Origin of the sequence: [Clostridium] symbiosum (assembly GCA_036419695.1) — a bacterium.
In the GTDB taxonomy this organism is placed as follows: Bacteria; Bacillota; Clostridia; order Lachnospirales; family Lachnospiraceae; genus Otoolea; species Otoolea symbiosa_A.
The window spans coordinates 3,569,105-3,585,052 of the sequence record CP143946.1 but is presented as its reverse complement, the minus strand read 5'-3'; the positions used below and the strand labels follow the sequence as shown (position 1 = coordinate 3,585,052).

The following is a 15,948-nucleotide window of genomic DNA, read 5'->3' as shown; positions in this document are numbered from 1 at the left end:
ACAATTTGCGATAAAAAAAGAGGAGAGAACATGCTGAATTTTACAGTTGGACCGGTTATGATGAATAGCGCGATTTTAAATATTGGAGCTAACCAGGTTCCATATTTTAGAACACAGGATTTTTCAAAATTAATGATGGAAAATGAAAAAATGATGTTGAGAGCGATTGAAGCAAATGAAAGTTCACGAGTGATTTTTTTAACATCGTCAGGAACAGGGGCAATGGAAGCTTCAGTAAAAAATCTTTTTACTGGCCAAGATAAAGTTTTAGTTGTTAACGGAGGTGGATTTGGTGCAAGATTTAAGGCTATTTGTGATATGCATGGAATTCCTGCGGATTCCATTATTCTAGAACATGGGCACGCACTGTCTGAGGAAGATTTGTACCCATATGAAGGAAAGAAATACACAGCATTTCTCGTAAATGCAAATGAAACTTCAACAGGTGTTTTGTACGATATGGAGATGATTTCTGAATTTTGCAAAAGAAATAATTTGTTTTTGCTGGTTGATGCTATCAGCACTTTTCTTGCAGATCCTTACCATATGAAAAAGTGGGGGGTAAATGCAACGGTTATAAGTTCACAGAAGGCATTAGCAATTCCGGCAGGGATGGCTTTTGTGGTTGTGGATGAAAAAGCACAGGAGAGAATTTCCAGAATTAAGTTGAAAGAGATGTACTTTAACTTTAAAGACTATCTTTCAAATGGAAAGCGTGGACAAACACCATATACCCCTGCAGTCGGTACGCTATATCAGTTAAATAAAAGACTGGAAATGGTTTTAGAAGAGGGAGTTGAAAAACAGTGTCAGAAGACGGCTGAAATTGCTAATCTGTTTCGTCAAAAAATAAAAGGACTTCCATTTGAGATCTCCTCCGAGAATTGCTCCAACGCCCTTACACCACTGAGGTTGAAGGGAAAAATGATGGCGACAGAGTTAATTAATTATCTGGCAGATACCTATGATATTTATATAAATCCTTGCAGTGGAGAAGAGAAGGAAACTCATATAAGAGTAGGGCATATTGGTGAAATAAGTGATGAACAAATGAATGTTTTAATTGATGCATTTTATGACATGAATAGAAAAGGGGTATTATAGATGAAAGCATTATTGTTGGCAGCGGGAAGAGGAACACGGATCAGTCGCTATTTAAATGGGAACCCTAAATGTACGGTATCAATAGGGAAGACTTCATTGATAGAAAATACAATAAAAGCTTTGCAAAAAGCAGGAATATCAGAAATTGGAATAGCAACAGGTTATCGTCATGAAGTCATTAAAAGCATACTGAGAGACCATCCTATTAAATATTTTTATAATCCGTTTTATGATGTAACAAATAGTATTGCATCGGCATGGTTTGCGAAAGAATTTTTGATTGGACAAGAAGATATCCTAATTATGAATGCCGATGTCTTTGTAGAAGATGCCATTTTAGATATTGTTATTAATGAAAATCGAAGTCCAGTTATGTTGTCTGATGAATCTAGAAAAGAAGACGGAGATTACAAATTTTATTATGAAAATGAAATATTAATGAAATATGGAAAAGAATTAACTGGTGCAGATATCACAGGTGAGTATGTAGGAATTGCAAAAATTAAAAAAGAACATTTAACCAGATTCCTTAGTAAAATGGACGAGATGATAAATCAACAAAATCATTCTGTATGGTGGGAAAATATTTTATATGAGGAAGTAAATAATTATCCTGTATATGTACATAATATTCAAGGGAAATTTTGGGCAGAAGTAGATTATATAGAAGATTATGAAAGGATTTTAAATTATCTTGGTTATCAGTTAGGAGATTTCCTAAATGTCCAGGTAGATTAAAAAAATGGGTATGTTAAAAAAATTCAAAACTTTTTTTTCAACGCGAAGGTCAATGGCAGAGGTAAAAGATTATGAACTGCTTCATAATATGTCAGATAACGAACTGAAAGCTCTTCAAATCTGTTTTTTGGACATTATGAAGGATATTATTGCAATTTGTAATAAACATAATATATGTTATTTCCTCGCAGGTGGAACAGCTTTAGGCGCTGTTCGTCATAATGGTTTTATTCCATGGGATGATGATGTGGATTTAATTATGCCAAGAAAGGATTTAAATCGATTTGTACAAATTTTTGATCAGGAACTGGGAGATAAGTATGAATTGTGTAGCCCTAATGCAGAGCCACATATGGTCAGTAGTCTGATAACAGAGGTGTACAAAAAGAATACGTTAAAGACTATTCTGATGAATATTAATACTCCATTCCCCAAAGGCGTTCATATAGATATTTTTCCAATTGAATGTGTACCAGAACAGAAGGTCGAAAGAAATATTAAAGGAATAATATCGTTGGTAGCACAATATTGGACAGTTTCTTCGCTTCTTTATAAGTATCGAGATCTACGAGTAAAAAAATTTTTTAGTCGGACAATGTCTGGAAGAGTAAATTATCGTATCCGAATGATTCTTGGTTTTTTATCAAGTTTTCGTTCTTATGAATTTTGGTACAACCATTATGATATGTTTATAAGAGGAAAAGATTCAGACTTATGGGCAGTACCAACAGATATAGGCCATTATTTTGGCCATATTATGCCAAAAGAGGTTTACTTTCCGCCAGTTAAAGGTATTTTTGAAGGTATAGAAGTTAATTTACCTCATGACGTAGATACATATTTAAAAAATCAGTATGGTGATTATATGAGAATACCACCAATCGAGGAGAGGGAACGCCATTATTTTGTGGACTTTTGCCTTGATCTTACGAAGCGGAATGAAGAAAAAGGAAATGAGTAAAAGGTAAGAATCTGATGAAAAAAGAGCAGGAACAAGTAATAGATTTTGTAATTCCCTGGGTAGATGGCGCTGATATTGAGTGGAGAAAACAAAAGAAGCTTTATTGTGGAGAGATAGTGGGTGATGGTGATATATCACGTTACAGAGATTGGGATGTATTACGCTATTGGTTTCGTGGAGTGGAAAAATATGCTCCTTGGGTTAATAGAATACATTTTATAACATGTGGTCAATGCCCAGAATGGTTAAATCTAAAGCATGAGAAATTACATTTTGTAAAGCATGAAGATTATATACCAAAAGAGTTTTTACCAACATTCAGTTCCCATACAATTGAGTTGAATTTACATCTAATTAAAGGGCTAGCAGAACAGTTTGTATATTTTAATGATGATATCTTTTTAACTTCGACTGTTGAACCAACGGACTTTTTTAAAAACGGTTTACCCTGTACCCAGGCTGTCATGAATGCTATTGCCAACACAGATATAAATAACTATATGCCCCATATTCTAATGAATATAATGGGAATTATTAATATGAATTTTGATAGAAGTGCGGTAACAAAAAATTGGAGTAAGTGGTACAATCTTCAATACGGTAAAAATGTTATAAAGAATATTTTGCTTTCGCCATGGAAGAATTATACGGGATTTTATAACGAACATTTATGCACATCGTTTTTGAAAAAAACATTTTTTGAAGTTTGGGATAAGGAATCTGAGATTTTATCCAAAACATGTAGAAGAAAAGTTCGAACGAAAGAAGACGTCAATCAATATTTAATTGCCTATTGGCAACTTTTAACTGGACAATTTACTCCAGGCAAAATGAAAGGAAAATACCTGACAATTGGCCAGAATTCAGCCGAACAAATTTATAATACAATTGCTCACCAAAATAACAAAATAGTTTGTGTTAATGATGACCCTTTTGATATAAATTTTGAGTTTGAAAAGAAAAATATAATTAAAGCATTTGACTTTATTTTGCCGCAAAAATCTCGATTTGAAAATTAATTTTATACACTTTGGAAAAAGAAAGCGTTTATTATGAAAAGTATTATGTTTAATTTTTGCCACGTTATTATCGCATTATTATTGGGGATATTGTTGCTGTTTTCTTTTTATCCTGCTTATTTTGAGTTTATTCCGTTTATAGCTAAGTATGATATTTTAATAAATATTATTACAATTTGTTGTGTATTTTTTTATTTTCTACGCTATAGAAAAATACGTTCTGTTATTTTAATTGTTTGTCTTTTTACGATAATACAATTAATTTCTACGATTTTTAACCATGTAGACGTTAAAACATCTATATGGGGAAGAGGGATCTTACTGCTATCTATGTGTGGAGGAATACAGTGGGGCTATAATTATAATGAAAAAATGTTCCTTAAAATAATTTACTATTTATTTTATTGCTTGTTAATTATTAACTTGGCTACAATGTTTTTTTTCCCAGGAGGAATGTTCGAAAACATAAATGGTATCAAAGAGTATAATTTTTTTCTGGGTAATTATAATGTTTTTGTACTTTACTTTTTTATGGCAGGGATCTCAGGCTTTCTATATATAAAGAAATATAGGGGAAAAATGACAGTTGATTACATAATCTTATATTGTGTTATGTTTTTAACACTTTACAAGATGAGATCCGCAACATCTATTGTTGGTATATCATTGTTATTAATTTACAATATGTTTTTGAATAATAAATATACGCGCTTTATTTTAAATATCAAATTATATACAATCTTAAATATAATTTTTTTCTATGTAGTTGTATGGAATTCGTCTGAAAATCTGATTCTTAAAGCTATAACAGGCTTTCTAAAACGTGATATTACTTTTTCAGGCAGAGCAGAGATTTGGAAAGTAATAAAGCCATTTATTTACCAACATTGGCTAATCGGAAATGGTTTGGAAACTCAAGACGTTATTTTTGAAAAACTTAGTCCCGTACAAGCTGTTCATGCTCATAATATATATTTAGACATTTTGTATAAAAATGGGGTTTTAGGTTTTTTATGCATTGTGTTTATATTCTTTTTACTAATAAATAAATTGAAGAAAGTGGAAAGCCAGCAGATGCGGTACTATTTAGAGGCTTTTTTAGGGATATTCATGTTGATGTGCCAATTTGAAGCATATTCTATTAAATTTCTATTCTTCATGTTGGTATTTATATATATATATGCATCGGAAAATCAGAAAAAAGGTATACAATTAGGTAAACAACAGTGAAGACAAGACGAACATTATATAATTCGATAGCCAGTCTCACCTATTATATTATTACGATTTTATTGGGGATTGTTAACCGCAAGGCTGTAGTAAGTATTTTAGGAATAGAATATCAAGGGATTAATGGACTTTTCAGTAATGTTTTGTCCATGTTGTCTATTGCTGAATTAGGAATTGGGACTGCAATTATTTATCATTTATATAAACCGATACATGACAAGAATACTGCTGAAATACAGGTCTTGATGCGATTTTATAAAAAGTGCTATACTGCAATTGCATGTATTATAGGGGGATTAGGGATATGTATTATACCAGGTTTGAAATTTATAGTAGCTGATAACACTCTTCCGTATTCATTAACGGAATTGTATATATGGTTTTTGCTGGATGCAGTGGTATCATATTTATTTACATATAAACGTTCTATTTTGGTTGCAGATCAAAAGAATTATATTGTTGTAGGATGCGATTTGGTATACCAATGTGCGGTGAAGTTGGGGCAAGTTGTCATTCTTTATATGACACATGATTTCATACTTTATCTGTTTGTTATGGTAGTAACAAGGATTGCAGAAAATTTATATATTAATTATCTTTCTCAGAAGCTATATCCTTTTCTTATTGAAAAAAACGCAGAAAAGTTATCTCCACAGCTATTGAAAGATATAAAGCAAAAAGTGAAAGGAACTATCTTTCACAAAATTGGAAGTTTTGTTGTCTTAGGAACGGACAATATATTGATATCAAAGTTTCTTGGGTTGAAAGCAGTAGGAATATATTCAAATTATTTTTTAATAATCAATGCGATTAAAAATATTTGTACGCAATTGATATCGGCTGCGACGGCCAGCGTAGGACAATTACTTACAGAAAAAAATGAAGCAAAAGCTTATAATATTTTTATGGAAATGCAAATTTTGAATACAGGACTGATTAATTGTGCTGCAATAGGAATTTTTTGGGTAACGTCACCTCTAATAACAGTTATTTTTGGCAAGGAATTCACTCTTTCCAATGGGACTTTATTTATTCTTTCCTTTAATTTTTATATTCAAGGTATAAGAAATGTTTTTAGTATATTTAAAGAAGCAGCAGGTATATTATATGAGGATCGCTTCATTCCGGTTATAGAATCCGTAACAAATATAGTAATGTCAATTTTACTATTAAAATATTTCGGAATGGCTGGAATATTCATGGGGACAATTATCAGTACGCTTATAATTTTCTTTTATACCTATCCTTTGCTCGTTTATAGAAACATTTTTGGGAAATCTTTATTTGAATATTATTTAGAAATGCTATGGCTTCTAATTATACCAATGATTAGCTTGTTCTTTTCAAATGAAATTTTAAAGCGGTTTATTTATAATAATTTATATGAACAGATTATAGTAAACTTCATAATATCTGTTTTAATTTCTTCGTTGACTTTCGTTTGCTTCTATGCAATTTTTCATAAAGAAAGTGTTTTACTGATTAGACGTTTGACTAATCTTATAAGAAAAAATACCTCGATAAAGTGAAAAATAAACAAAAAATGTAACACCTAATATTATTGTGTGGTATTGAAAAAATAAAAAGTAACATGTTTCTATTTGTATTATTAAAAGCCGCGTTTATCCGCCTTACTGGCAGATAAACGCGGCTTTTTAATTTTACGTTATCTAAATCAGTATTTCAGGTATTCTACTATTTAAATCCGAATTTTCTATTTCTCTTTTAAAGAACAACCTTGAAAGAATTCTTAAAAAATGCTATATTTTATTGGAAGCTGATTAAATAAATAAAATGAGAGGAATCCCACCCATGGCAATAGTTGACCAGAGCAAAATCAGAAATTTCTGCATCATCGCCCACATTGATCACGGCAAGTCAACCCTTGCAGACCGAATCATAGAGAGAACCGGCTTACTTACCAGCAGGGAGATGCAGTCCCAGGTACTTGACAATATGGACTTGGAGCGTGAGCGTGGAATCACGATCAAAGCCCAGGCTGTCCGTACCGTATACACAGCAAAAGACGGAGAAGAATATATATTCAACCTGATTGATACCCCAGGCCATGTCGATTTCAACTACGAGGTATCGAGGAGTCTGGCGGCCTGTGACGGCGCTATCCTTGTCGTGGATGCCGCCCAGGGAATCGAGGCGCAGACACTGGCGAACGTATATCTTGCCCTCGATCATAACCTGGATGTATTCCCGGTTATCAACAAAATCGATCTTCCAAGCGCGGAACCGGACAGGGTTGCCGCCGAAATCGAAGACGTAATCGGAATTGAAGCGCATGATGCACCGAGAATCTCTGCCAAAATAGGCTTGAATATCGATGAAGTCCTGGAACAGATCGTAGAGAAAATTCCTGCCCCGCAGGGTGACGCATCCGCCCCGCTTCAGGCCCTTATTTTCGATTCCCTGTATGATTCATACAAGGGCGTTATTGTATTCTGCCGAATCAAGAACGGAAGCGTCCGAAAAGGGACTCCGATTAAGATGATGGCAACCGGGGCCACGGCCGATGTTGTGGAGGTCGGTTATTTCGGAGCCGGTCAATTCTTCCCGTGTGAGGAACTGGAAGCCGGAATGGTAGGTTACATCACGGCCAGTATCAAGAATGTAAGAGACACCATGGTGGGCGACACCATTACAAATGAGGAGAATCCATGCTCAGAGCCCCTTCCGGGATATAAGAAAGTGACTCCGATGGTATACTGCGGCCTTTATCCGGTCGACGGGGCAAAATATCCCGATCTCCGGGACGCCCTGGAAAAACTTCAGTTAAATGATGCCTCCCTCTTCTTTGAACCGGAGACATCCATCGCCCTCGGATTTGGTTTCCGCTGCGGTTTCTTAGGTCTTTTGCACCTCGACATCATTGAAGAGCGTCTGGAACGTGAATATAACCTGGATCTCGTGACGACGGCCCCCGGCGTTGTTTACCGCGTCCATAAGACAAATGGGGATATGATGGAACTTACGAATCCGTCCAATCTTCCGGATCCGTCCGAGATTGAATATATGGAAGAACCGATTGTGTCCGCAGAAATCATGGTAACAACCGAATTTGTCGGTGCAATCATGACACTGTGCCAGGAGCGCCGCGGCGTTTATCTTGGAATGGAATATATCGAGGCGACCAGAGCCTTATTAAAATATGAACTTCCACTGAATGAGATTATCTATGACTTCTTTGACGCACTGAAATCACGTTCACGCGGATATGCCTCTTTTGATTACGAACTGAAGGGATATGAAGAGTCCAAACTGGTGAAACTCGACATACTTGTGAACCGGGAAGAGGTCGATGCACTTTCCTTTATCGTATTTGAAGGTTCTGCCTATGAACGCGGCAGAAGGATGTGTGAGAAGTTAAAGGATGAAATCCCGAGACATCTGTTTGAAATTCCGATTCAGGCTGCCGTCGGCGGAAAAATCATTGCCAGGGAGACGGTCAGGGCGATGAGAAAAGACGTACTCGCCAAGTGTTACGGCGGCGATATCTCGCGTAAGAGAAAACTTCTGGAAAAACAGAAGGAAGGCAAGAAGAGAATGCGTCAGATCGGCAACGTGGAAATTCCACAGAAGGCATTTATGAGCGTTTTGAAGCTGGATGAAGAGTAACTGGAATAAGCGATAGATAATAAACATCGGATATTAAGCGCCTGATAACAAACATCAGGCAATAAACATCAATCAATAGGCATCAATCAATAAACATCAGATAATAAGCATCAGGCAATAAATAACAGAAACCACAACAAATCATCAATCAGGCAGGAAAAAATGGAAAATAAGAACCCACTGGAATTATACATCCACATTCCATTCTGCGTTAAAAAATGTCAATACTGCGATTTCCTTTCTTTTGCAGCGGACGAAGAGACAAAACAAAGATATGTGGAGCAATTGGTAAAAGAAATCGGCATATGCGGGAAGAGAATGACCGGGCAGGGCGCGAAAACGTCCTTCCCGGTAATTTCTGCGTTTATAGGAGGCGGCACCCCGTCCTCCCTTGACCACCGCCATATTATCTCTATTATGAATGCAATAAAAGAAAATTTCACATTATTGCCGGAGGCAGAGATTACAATTGAGGCCAATCCGGGGACTCTTACCGCTGATAAGCTGCATGCTTACAGGGCGACCGGAATCAACCGCCTGAGCCTGGGCCTGCAGTCGGCCAACCCGAGTGAATTAAAAGCGCTGGGCCGAATCCATACCTGGAATGAATTTTTAGAAAGTTTCCGTTTGGCACGGGCAGCCGGTTTTGAGAATATCAATATCGATCTGATGTCGGCGCTTCCCGGGCAGAGCTTTGAATCTTATGCCGACACGCTCGAGTGCGTTGTACTTCTCGAACCGGAACATATTTCGGCATATAGTCTCATCATTGAGGAGGGAACTCCTTTCTATGAGAAATACGCATCAATGGAAGAAGAGATCAGGAAATATGGAGCAGTACGGCAAAAGGATGGTTCCAATAATTCTTTCCAAAGCTCTGCCGTTCCGGAACTACTTCCGCTTCCGGATGAAGAGGAAGAACGGAAAATGTATCATTACACGAAAGAATATCTGGCTGAAAAAGGGTATCACCGTTATGAAATCTCCAATTACTCCAGGCCTGGCAGGGAGTGCGTCCACAATAGGGGATATTGGCTCGGCACCGATTATCTCGGTATCGGCCTGGGGGCCGCGTCGCTTGCTGGCGGGGAGCGGTTTTCCGTAACCAGGGATATGGGACAGTATCTTGCATTAACCGAAGAAGAACTGGCAGCGGGACTTCAGTATGAGAACAGGGAGAGTCTGACGGAGCAGGAGAAGATGGAAGAATTCATGTTCCTGGGACTTCGGCTGACAGACGGCATTTTGGCCAGGGACTTTGAAATCCGGTTTGGCATCAATATAGAAAAGATATATGGTGAAATTTTTGGAAAACTGATGGAAGAAGGCCTGCTCCGGATGACGGGGACAGGAGAGGAAAGAAGATATCAGCTGACCGGGTTTGGACTTGATGTGAGTAACTGCGTGCTGGCAGAATTTCTTCTATAAAAAGGTTTTCTATAAGATCTTCTATAAGAAAAAAGGGAACACAGGCTGCTGTTCGCAGGTAATATTCCGCGAGGTGTTTATGCGCGCATCTTGCATAGAAATCCCGAACTGCAACGCGCATTACGCAGGAATCATTCGAGCCTGTAAGGAAATCTTTACATTTACATATGTATTTGCTATTATATAGTGAGTTTTAAAGAAACGATAACATTTATAAATGCGCTATTTAAAAAAGACATTTAAAAAAGACATTATAAAAAGAGATACTATAAAAAGCGATAAAAAGCTTGACACCAAAGCTATAAGATTAAAAAAAGAAGTAAATCAGCTTTATCCGGGAGGAACCACAGAATGGAAATCACATTGACACACTATTTGATCGTATGTCCCCTTTTATTTTTGGCAGGCTTGCTGGATTCAATTGCAGGAGGGGGCGGTCTGATTTCGCTTCCGGCTTTTCTGATTGCCGGAATCCCTCCGCATATGGCGCTTGGAACCAATAAAATGGGATCCTCCATGGGAGCAACCATTTCCACATTCCGCTTTGCAAAAAACGGATATATCCATTTGAAAAAAGTCATCTGGTTTATTGCAGCAGCCCTGACGGGTTCCACGATTGGCTCAAACCTGACGCTTTTAGTGAGTGAGAAAATCATAGAGTACCTGATGGTGATAGTGCTTCCCATCGTTGCTTTTTATGTGCTTTGTAATAAGAAAATCGGTGATGATTCACAGGCAGGGACAATATCGCCTGAGAAGTCATTTATCGTGTCGCTCACCGCAGCGTTTGTGTTTGGCATCTATGACGGCTTTTACGGCCCGGGAACAGGTACATTTCTGATACTCATCCTCACGGGTGCGGCAAAATACACGCTCAAAGAGGCGGCCGGAACGACTAAGGCCATCAACCTGTCGTCCAATATCGCTGCGCTTGTCACGTTCATCATAAACGGCAAGGTATTATACCCCCTTGGCCTGGCGGCAGGGCTCTGCAGCATTGTCGGAAATTATATCGGCTCCGGCCTCGTCCTTTCCAACGGACAGAAAATCGTGCGCCCGCTGGTGTTGGTCGTGTTGACAATCCTGTTTGGAAAAATCCTGTTTGGATAAAAAGATTAAAAACAGGATGGCAGCATAATACTCGATGTTTTACAAAATTCAATATTTTACAAAATTCAATGTTTTACAAATTACACCGTTTTACAAAATTTATAAAAAGACAATGCTCATAGAACATATCAATATGGAGGAAGACCCATGAAATGGAAAAAATTCACCCTGACGACAACGACAGAGGCCGTTGATTTGATCAGTTGTACATTTGACGAGATAGGTATAGAAGGAATTGAAATTGAGGATAACATCCCGCTGACGGAAAAAGAGACAAAGGGGATGTTTATCGACATCCTTCCCGAGCTTCCGCCCGATGAAGGTGTGGCAAAAGTCAGCTTCTATCTGGATGACGACGAGAATGTGGATGAAATGTTAAAAAAAGTGGACGAGGCCCTGGAAGAGCTTAAAATGTTTACCGACCTTGGCGCATGCACCATTGAGGAATCGGAGACCGAGGACAAGGACTGGATCAACAATTGGAAACAGTATTTCAAACCGTTTACCGTAGACAATATCCTGATCAAACCAACATGGGAAACCATACCGGAAGAGCATAAAGACAAGCTTTTGATCCAGATCGATCCGGGAACCGCATTTGGAACGGGAATGCATGAGACGACACAGCTCTGCATCCGCCAGCTTCAAAAATATGTAAACTGTGATACAAAAGTGCTGGACGTGGGAACCGGAAGCGGAATCCTTGGGATTACAGCCCTGAAGCTTGGCGCCAAAGAGGTATTTGGCACCGACCTGGACGAGAATGCCATCACGGCCGTAGGGGAGAACCTGGAGGCAAACGGCATTTCCACCGACCGTTTTAAGGTGCTGCAGGGAAATATTATCGATGACAAGAGTGTGCAGGACATTGCGGGCTATGAGTGTTACGATGTGGCCGTTGCCAATATCCTGGCCGATATCATCATCCTGCTCCAGAAGGAAATTCCGGTACACATTAAAAAAGGAGGAATTTTTATTACCTCCGGAATTATCAATATGAAGGAAGACGCGGTTAAAGCGGCGTTTGCGGCCAATGATGCCTTCGAAGTGATTGAAGTGACCTATCAGGGAGAATGGGTTTCCGTAACGGCGCGAAAGAAATAAGAGTACAGAAAAGATTCCAAAGCAGGGCGTCACTTCAGCCATTAAGGGGAAAACATGTATCATTTTTTTGTAGAACGCGAACAGATTGGAGAGGACGTCATCACGGTCGTCGGCTCCGATGTAAACCATATAAAAAATGTCCTCAGGATGAATCCGGGAGAGCAGGTGCTGATCAGCGACAAGAGGGGCGGCGATTATCTGTGTGTGGTGAAGGATTTTACCCGGGAAACCGTACGCTTCGGCATTTTAGAGGCCAGAGAAAGCGGAATGGAGCTTCCTGCCAGAATACACCTGTTTCAGGGACTGCCTAAAAGTGATAAGATGGAACTTATCATCCAGAAGGCTGTGGAGCTTGGCGTTTACCGGATCATTCCGGTGGAGACAAAGCGCGTGGTGGTAAAGCTGGACTTGAAAAAAGAGGAGGCCAGGCTGAAACGCTGGAATGCCATTTCCGAGAGCGCGGCCAAACAGTCAAAACGCAGTATAATCCCTGAGGTAACCGGTGTGGTAAAATATAGAGAAGCGCTTCAGATGACGGAAGGTTTTGGACTCAAATTGGTTCCCTATGAATGTGCCGAGGGGATGGAAGAGACCAGAAGACTTCTGGGAAAAGCGGAGCCGGGCATGGATATCGCAGTGTTTATCGGTCCGGAAGGCGGCTTTGAGGAAGAGGAGATCCGCCAGGCAAAGGAGAGGGAGATTTACCCTGTCACACTCGGAAAACGGATTTTGAGAACCGAGACGGCGGGGCTGTGCATTTTGTCGGCGCTGATGATTTCACTGGAACAATAGAAAAGAGGAATGAACATGGAAGCATACTTTGACAATTCGGCCACCACGCAGGTTTTTGACAGCGTGAAAGACGCGGTAGTGAACGCCATGACCATGGACTACGGCAATGCGGCGGCCCGGCACATGAAGGGTGTGGAGGCGGAAAATATTATTAAAGAGGCCAAAAGAGAGATTGCAAACTCCCTGAAAGTGCAGGAAAAAGAGATACTGTTCACTTCCGGCGGAACGGAATCCAATAACCTCGCACTGATTGGAACGGCGCTGGCGAATCAGAGGGCCGGCAAACATCTGATCACGACGGCTGTGGAACATCCGTCCATTTACAATACAATGGCATGGCTGGAGGAGCAGGGATTTGAAGTTACCTATCTTCCCGTGGATTCATTCGGCTGCATTTCACTGGAGGAGCTTTCCGAGGCGGTCAGGGAGGATACAATCCTGGTTTCCGTCATGTATGTCAATAATGAGATTGGCGCGGTGGAGCCGGTGGAAGAAATTTCACGGTGCATTAAGAAAAAGAATCCAAAGACGTATTTCCATGTGGATGCAATCCAGGCCTATGGTAAATATCAGATCCGGCCGAAAAAACAGGGGATTGATCTGCTGTCCGTCAGCGGACACAAGATTCACGGCCCCAAAGGGATTGGCTTTTTATATATTGATGAGAAGACAAAGATCCGCCCTATTATTTTCGGCGGCGGCCAGCAGAAGGGGATGCGTTCCGGAACCGAGAACGTACCGGGCTGTGCCGGCCTGGGAGCGGCCGTTAAGGAAATTTACCGGGATCACGCGGAGCATGTGGAGAAACTCTATACTCTGAGAGAGCGGCTGATAGCCGGGCTTAAGACCATTGAAGGTGTGACAATCAATGGCCATGAGGACAGACAGAATGCGCCCCAGGTGGTCAGCGCCAGCTTTGAGGGTGTTAAGAGCGAAGTCCTTCTTCATGCGCTGGAAGACAAGGGAATCTATGTTTCTTCCGGCTCGGCCTGTTCATCCAACCATCCCGGTGTCAGCGGAACACTTAAGGCAATCGGGGTGAAAAAAGAACTGCAGGATTCTACGCTGCGTTTCAGCTTTGGGATGTTTAACACGGAGGAAGAGGTAGACTACGCCGTTGAAACGCTGAAAGAGCTGCTTCCGGTACTGAGACGTTACAGAGCGAAATAATATGGCATCCAATGAGACGCAGGACAATGAAAGCGGATGAGCCATTCAGAGAGACAGAGAGGATAAATTAATTTATGGTACGGTCATTTTTAATAAAGTATGCCGAGATCGGTGTTAAAGGTAAGAACAGATACATTTTTGAGGATAAGCTGACCTCCCACATACATCACGCGTTAAAACGCCTGGACGGCAATTTCTCCGTGACTAAAGAGTCGGGGCGCATTTATGCGCATGCGGCTTCGGAATTCGATTATGACGAGGTTGTGGCTACTTTGAAGTGCGTATTCGGCATTGCCGGTATCTGCCCGATGGTCCAGATTGAAGACAAAGGATATGAGGATTTAAAAGAGCAGGTGGTCAAATATATTGACGAAACGTACCCCGACAAAAATTTTACGTTTAAAGTGGACACGAGAAGGGCCAACAAACAGTATCCCTATACATCCGAGCAGATCAACCGTGATTTGGGTGAGATTATACTGGAAACATACACTGAAACAAAGGTGGATGTCCACAATCCGGACGTGCTTCTCCATGTGGAGATCAGAGGAAAGCTCATCAACCTTTATTCCCTCGTTATTCCGGGCCCCGGGGGCATGCCGGTGGGAACCAACGGAAAGGCCATGCTTCTCTTATCAGGCGGTATCGACAGTCCGGTGGCAGGCTATATGATTGCAAAACGCGGCGTCATGATCGAGGCTACGTATTTCCATGCTCCGCCTTATACAAGTGAGAGGGCAAAACAGAAGGTCGTGGATCTGGCGAAACTGGTATCCAGGTATTCAGGACCGATTAAGCTCCATGTCGTGAATTTTACCGATATCCAGCTTTATATCTATGATCAGTGTCCTCATGAGGAGCTGACGATTATCATGCGCCGTTACATGATGAAGATTGCAGAAGAGCTGGCTAAAAAGGACGGCTGCCTCGGCCTGATCACAGGGGAGAGCATCGGACAGGTGGCCTCCCAGACCGTACATTCGTTGGCGGTAACAAACGAAGTGTGCACCTTGCCGGTATTCCGTCCGGTAATTGGGTTTGATAAACAGGAGATCGTGGATATTTCACAGAAAATCGGAACGTATGAGACATCGATCGAACCGTATGAGGACTGCTGTACGATATTTGTAGCAAAACATCCGGTTACAAAACCAAATCTGGAAATTATCCGCAAGTCGGAGAAAAAACTGGAAGAAAAGATTGATGAAATGATGAAACAGGCGATAGAGACGGCAGAAATAATAAGATGCTGATATTAAAAAGAACCGCTGCAAAGCAGGTGCTCAGGCAGCGGTTTTTTCCGTCAACAGTGCGTATTTTTTTGTTGAAGGTAATCACTTATACAATGTATGGTGCTAAGATGGTCAGAATCTCATCAATTTCTGATTCAGAATGGATGTTCAGATCGATAGGCTTGGACAAATCAAGGCTGAAGATACCCATGATGGACTTTGCATCAATTACATACCTGCCGGATACAAGGTCAAAATCGACATTAAATTTTGCTAAATCATTTACAAAGGATTTAACTTTATCAATAGAATTTAAAGAAATACTAACTGTTTTCATGAAAAAACCTCCTCTTGCTGCTAAGTTGTCACAGCGTATTATGATGGTAAAATGCTAACTCTATACTACCGAGATATGGAGGAAAAGTCAAGAGAG

Annotated in this window: 14 protein-coding genes; 13 read left to right on the top strand and 1 reads right to left on the bottom strand. The window is 40.1% G+C overall.

Features of this window, described 5'->3' with window-relative positions; genetic code table 11:
- Positions 1 to 30 precede the first annotated feature (30 nt).
- The 13 genes from V3C10_16290 to thiI all read left to right on the top strand — a co-directional run bounded on the left by V3C10_16290 (position 31) and on the right by thiI (position 15,536).
- Positions 31 to 1,104 (top strand): aminotransferase class V-fold PLP-dependent enzyme, encoded by a 1,074-nt coding sequence (locus V3C10_16290; GenBank protein WVP60861.1) that lies wholly within the window; start codon positions 31 to 33, stop codon positions 1,102 to 1,104.
- Positions 1,105 to 1,842, top strand: coding sequence for a phosphocholine cytidylyltransferase family protein (locus V3C10_16285; GenBank protein WVP60860.1), 738 nt, complete (start codon positions 1,105 to 1,107; stop codon positions 1,840 to 1,842).
- Positions 1,843 to 1,846: 4 nt separating this feature from the next.
- Positions 1,847 to 2,803, top strand: coding sequence for a LicD family protein (locus V3C10_16280; protein ID WVP60859.1), 957 nt, complete (start codon positions 1,847 to 1,849; stop codon positions 2,801 to 2,803).
- A gap of 14 nt (positions 2,804 to 2,817) precedes the next feature.
- The gene (locus tag V3C10_16275) at positions 2,818 to 3,822 is read left to right on the top strand and encodes a stealth family protein (GenBank protein ID WVP60858.1); all 1,005 of its coding nucleotides are present in this window, start codon (positions 2,818 to 2,820) and stop codon (positions 3,820 to 3,822) included.
- A gap of 33 nt (positions 3,823 to 3,855) precedes the next feature.
- Positions 3,856 to 5,052: an O-antigen ligase family protein gene (locus V3C10_16270; GenBank protein ID WVP60857.1), complete on the top strand. Its 1,197-nt coding sequence runs from the start codon at positions 3,856 to 3,858 to the stop codon at positions 5,050 to 5,052.
- A complete protein-coding gene (locus V3C10_16265; GenBank protein ID WVP60856.1) occupies positions 5,049 to 6,581 on the top strand; it encodes a hypothetical protein in 1,533 nt (510 codons plus the stop codon). The genes V3C10_16270 and V3C10_16265 overlap by 4 nt, the downstream gene beginning before the upstream one ends.
- 283 nt (positions 6,582 to 6,864) lie before the next feature.
- Positions 6,865 to 8,679 (top strand): translation elongation factor 4, encoded by a 1,815-nt coding sequence (lepA, locus tag V3C10_16260; GenBank protein WVP60855.1) that lies wholly within the window; start codon positions 6,865 to 6,867, stop codon positions 8,677 to 8,679.
- A gap of 162 nt (positions 8,680 to 8,841) precedes the next feature.
- Complete coding sequence (gene hemW / locus V3C10_16255; protein WVP60854.1) at positions 8,842 to 10,107, top strand: radical SAM family heme chaperone HemW; 1,266 nt, start codon at positions 8,842 to 8,844, stop codon at positions 10,105 to 10,107.
- Between the two features lie 351 nt (positions 10,108 to 10,458).
- On the top strand, positions 10,459 to 11,217 hold the full coding sequence (locus V3C10_16250) for a TSUP family transporter (protein WVP60853.1): 759 nt from the start codon (positions 10,459 to 10,461) through the stop codon (positions 11,215 to 11,217).
- Positions 11,218 to 11,364: 147 nt separating this feature from the next.
- Positions 11,365 to 12,321: a 50S ribosomal protein L11 methyltransferase gene (gene prmA, locus V3C10_16245; protein ID WVP60852.1), complete on the top strand. Its 957-nt coding sequence runs from the start codon at positions 11,365 to 11,367 to the stop codon at positions 12,319 to 12,321.
- Positions 12,322 to 12,375: 54 nt separating this feature from the next.
- On the top strand, positions 12,376 to 13,113 hold the full coding sequence (locus tag V3C10_16240) for a 16S rRNA (uracil(1498)-N(3))-methyltransferase (GenBank protein ID WVP60851.1): 738 nt from the start codon (positions 12,376 to 12,378) through the stop codon (positions 13,111 to 13,113).
- 15 nt (positions 13,114 to 13,128) lie between these two features.
- Positions 13,129 to 14,283, top strand: coding sequence for a cysteine desulfurase family protein (locus V3C10_16235; GenBank protein WVP60850.1), 1,155 nt, complete (start codon positions 13,129 to 13,131; stop codon positions 14,281 to 14,283).
- Between the two features lie 74 nt (positions 14,284 to 14,357).
- Positions 14,358 to 15,536, top strand: a complete 1,179-nt coding sequence (thiI, locus tag V3C10_16230) for a tRNA uracil 4-sulfurtransferase ThiI (protein WVP60849.1) — start codon at positions 14,358 to 14,360, stop codon at positions 15,534 to 15,536.
- A gap of 85 nt (positions 15,537 to 15,621) precedes the next feature.
- Here thiI and V3C10_16225 read toward each other — a convergent pair whose 3' ends face one another.
- Positions 15,622 to 15,852 (bottom strand): HPr family phosphocarrier protein, encoded by a 231-nt coding sequence (locus tag V3C10_16225; GenBank protein ID WVP60848.1) that lies wholly within the window; start codon positions 15,850 to 15,852, stop codon positions 15,622 to 15,624.
- Positions 15,853 to 15,948: the final 96 nt, after the last annotated feature.

Coding starts and splice junctions, on each gene's coding strand:
- V3C10_16250 (WVP60853.1), top strand. CDS start 10,459: ATGGAAATCACATTGACACACTATTTGATCGTATGTCCCCTTTTATTT.
- V3C10_16290 (WVP60861.1), top strand. CDS start 31: ATGCTGAATTTTACAGTTGGACCGGTTATGATGAATAGCGCGATTTTA.
- prmA (WVP60852.1), top strand. CDS start 11,365: ATGAAATGGAAAAAATTCACCCTGACGACAACGACAGAGGCCGTTGAT.
- V3C10_16285 (WVP60860.1), top strand. CDS start 1,105: ATGAAAGCATTATTGTTGGCAGCGGGAAGAGGAACACGGATCAGTCGC.
- thiI (WVP60849.1), top strand. CDS start 14,358: ATGGTACGGTCATTTTTAATAAAGTATGCCGAGATCGGTGTTAAAGGT.
- V3C10_16225 (WVP60848.1), bottom strand. CDS start 15,852: ATGAAAACAGTTAGTATTTCTTTAAATTCTATTGATAAAGTTAAATCC.
- V3C10_16275 (WVP60858.1), top strand. CDS start 2,818: ATGAAAAAAGAGCAGGAACAAGTAATAGATTTTGTAATTCCCTGGGTA.
- lepA (WVP60855.1), top strand. CDS start 6,865: ATGGCAATAGTTGACCAGAGCAAAATCAGAAATTTCTGCATCATCGCC.
- V3C10_16235 (WVP60850.1), top strand. CDS start 13,129: ATGGAAGCATACTTTGACAATTCGGCCACCACGCAGGTTTTTGACAGC.
- V3C10_16240 (WVP60851.1), top strand. CDS start 12,376: ATGTATCATTTTTTTGTAGAACGCGAACAGATTGGAGAGGACGTCATC.
- V3C10_16270 (WVP60857.1), top strand. CDS start 3,856: ATGAAAAGTATTATGTTTAATTTTTGCCACGTTATTATCGCATTATTA.
- hemW (WVP60854.1), top strand. CDS start 8,842: ATGGAAAATAAGAACCCACTGGAATTATACATCCACATTCCATTCTGC.
- V3C10_16280 (WVP60859.1), top strand. CDS start 1,847: ATGGGTATGTTAAAAAAATTCAAAACTTTTTTTTCAACGCGAAGGTCA.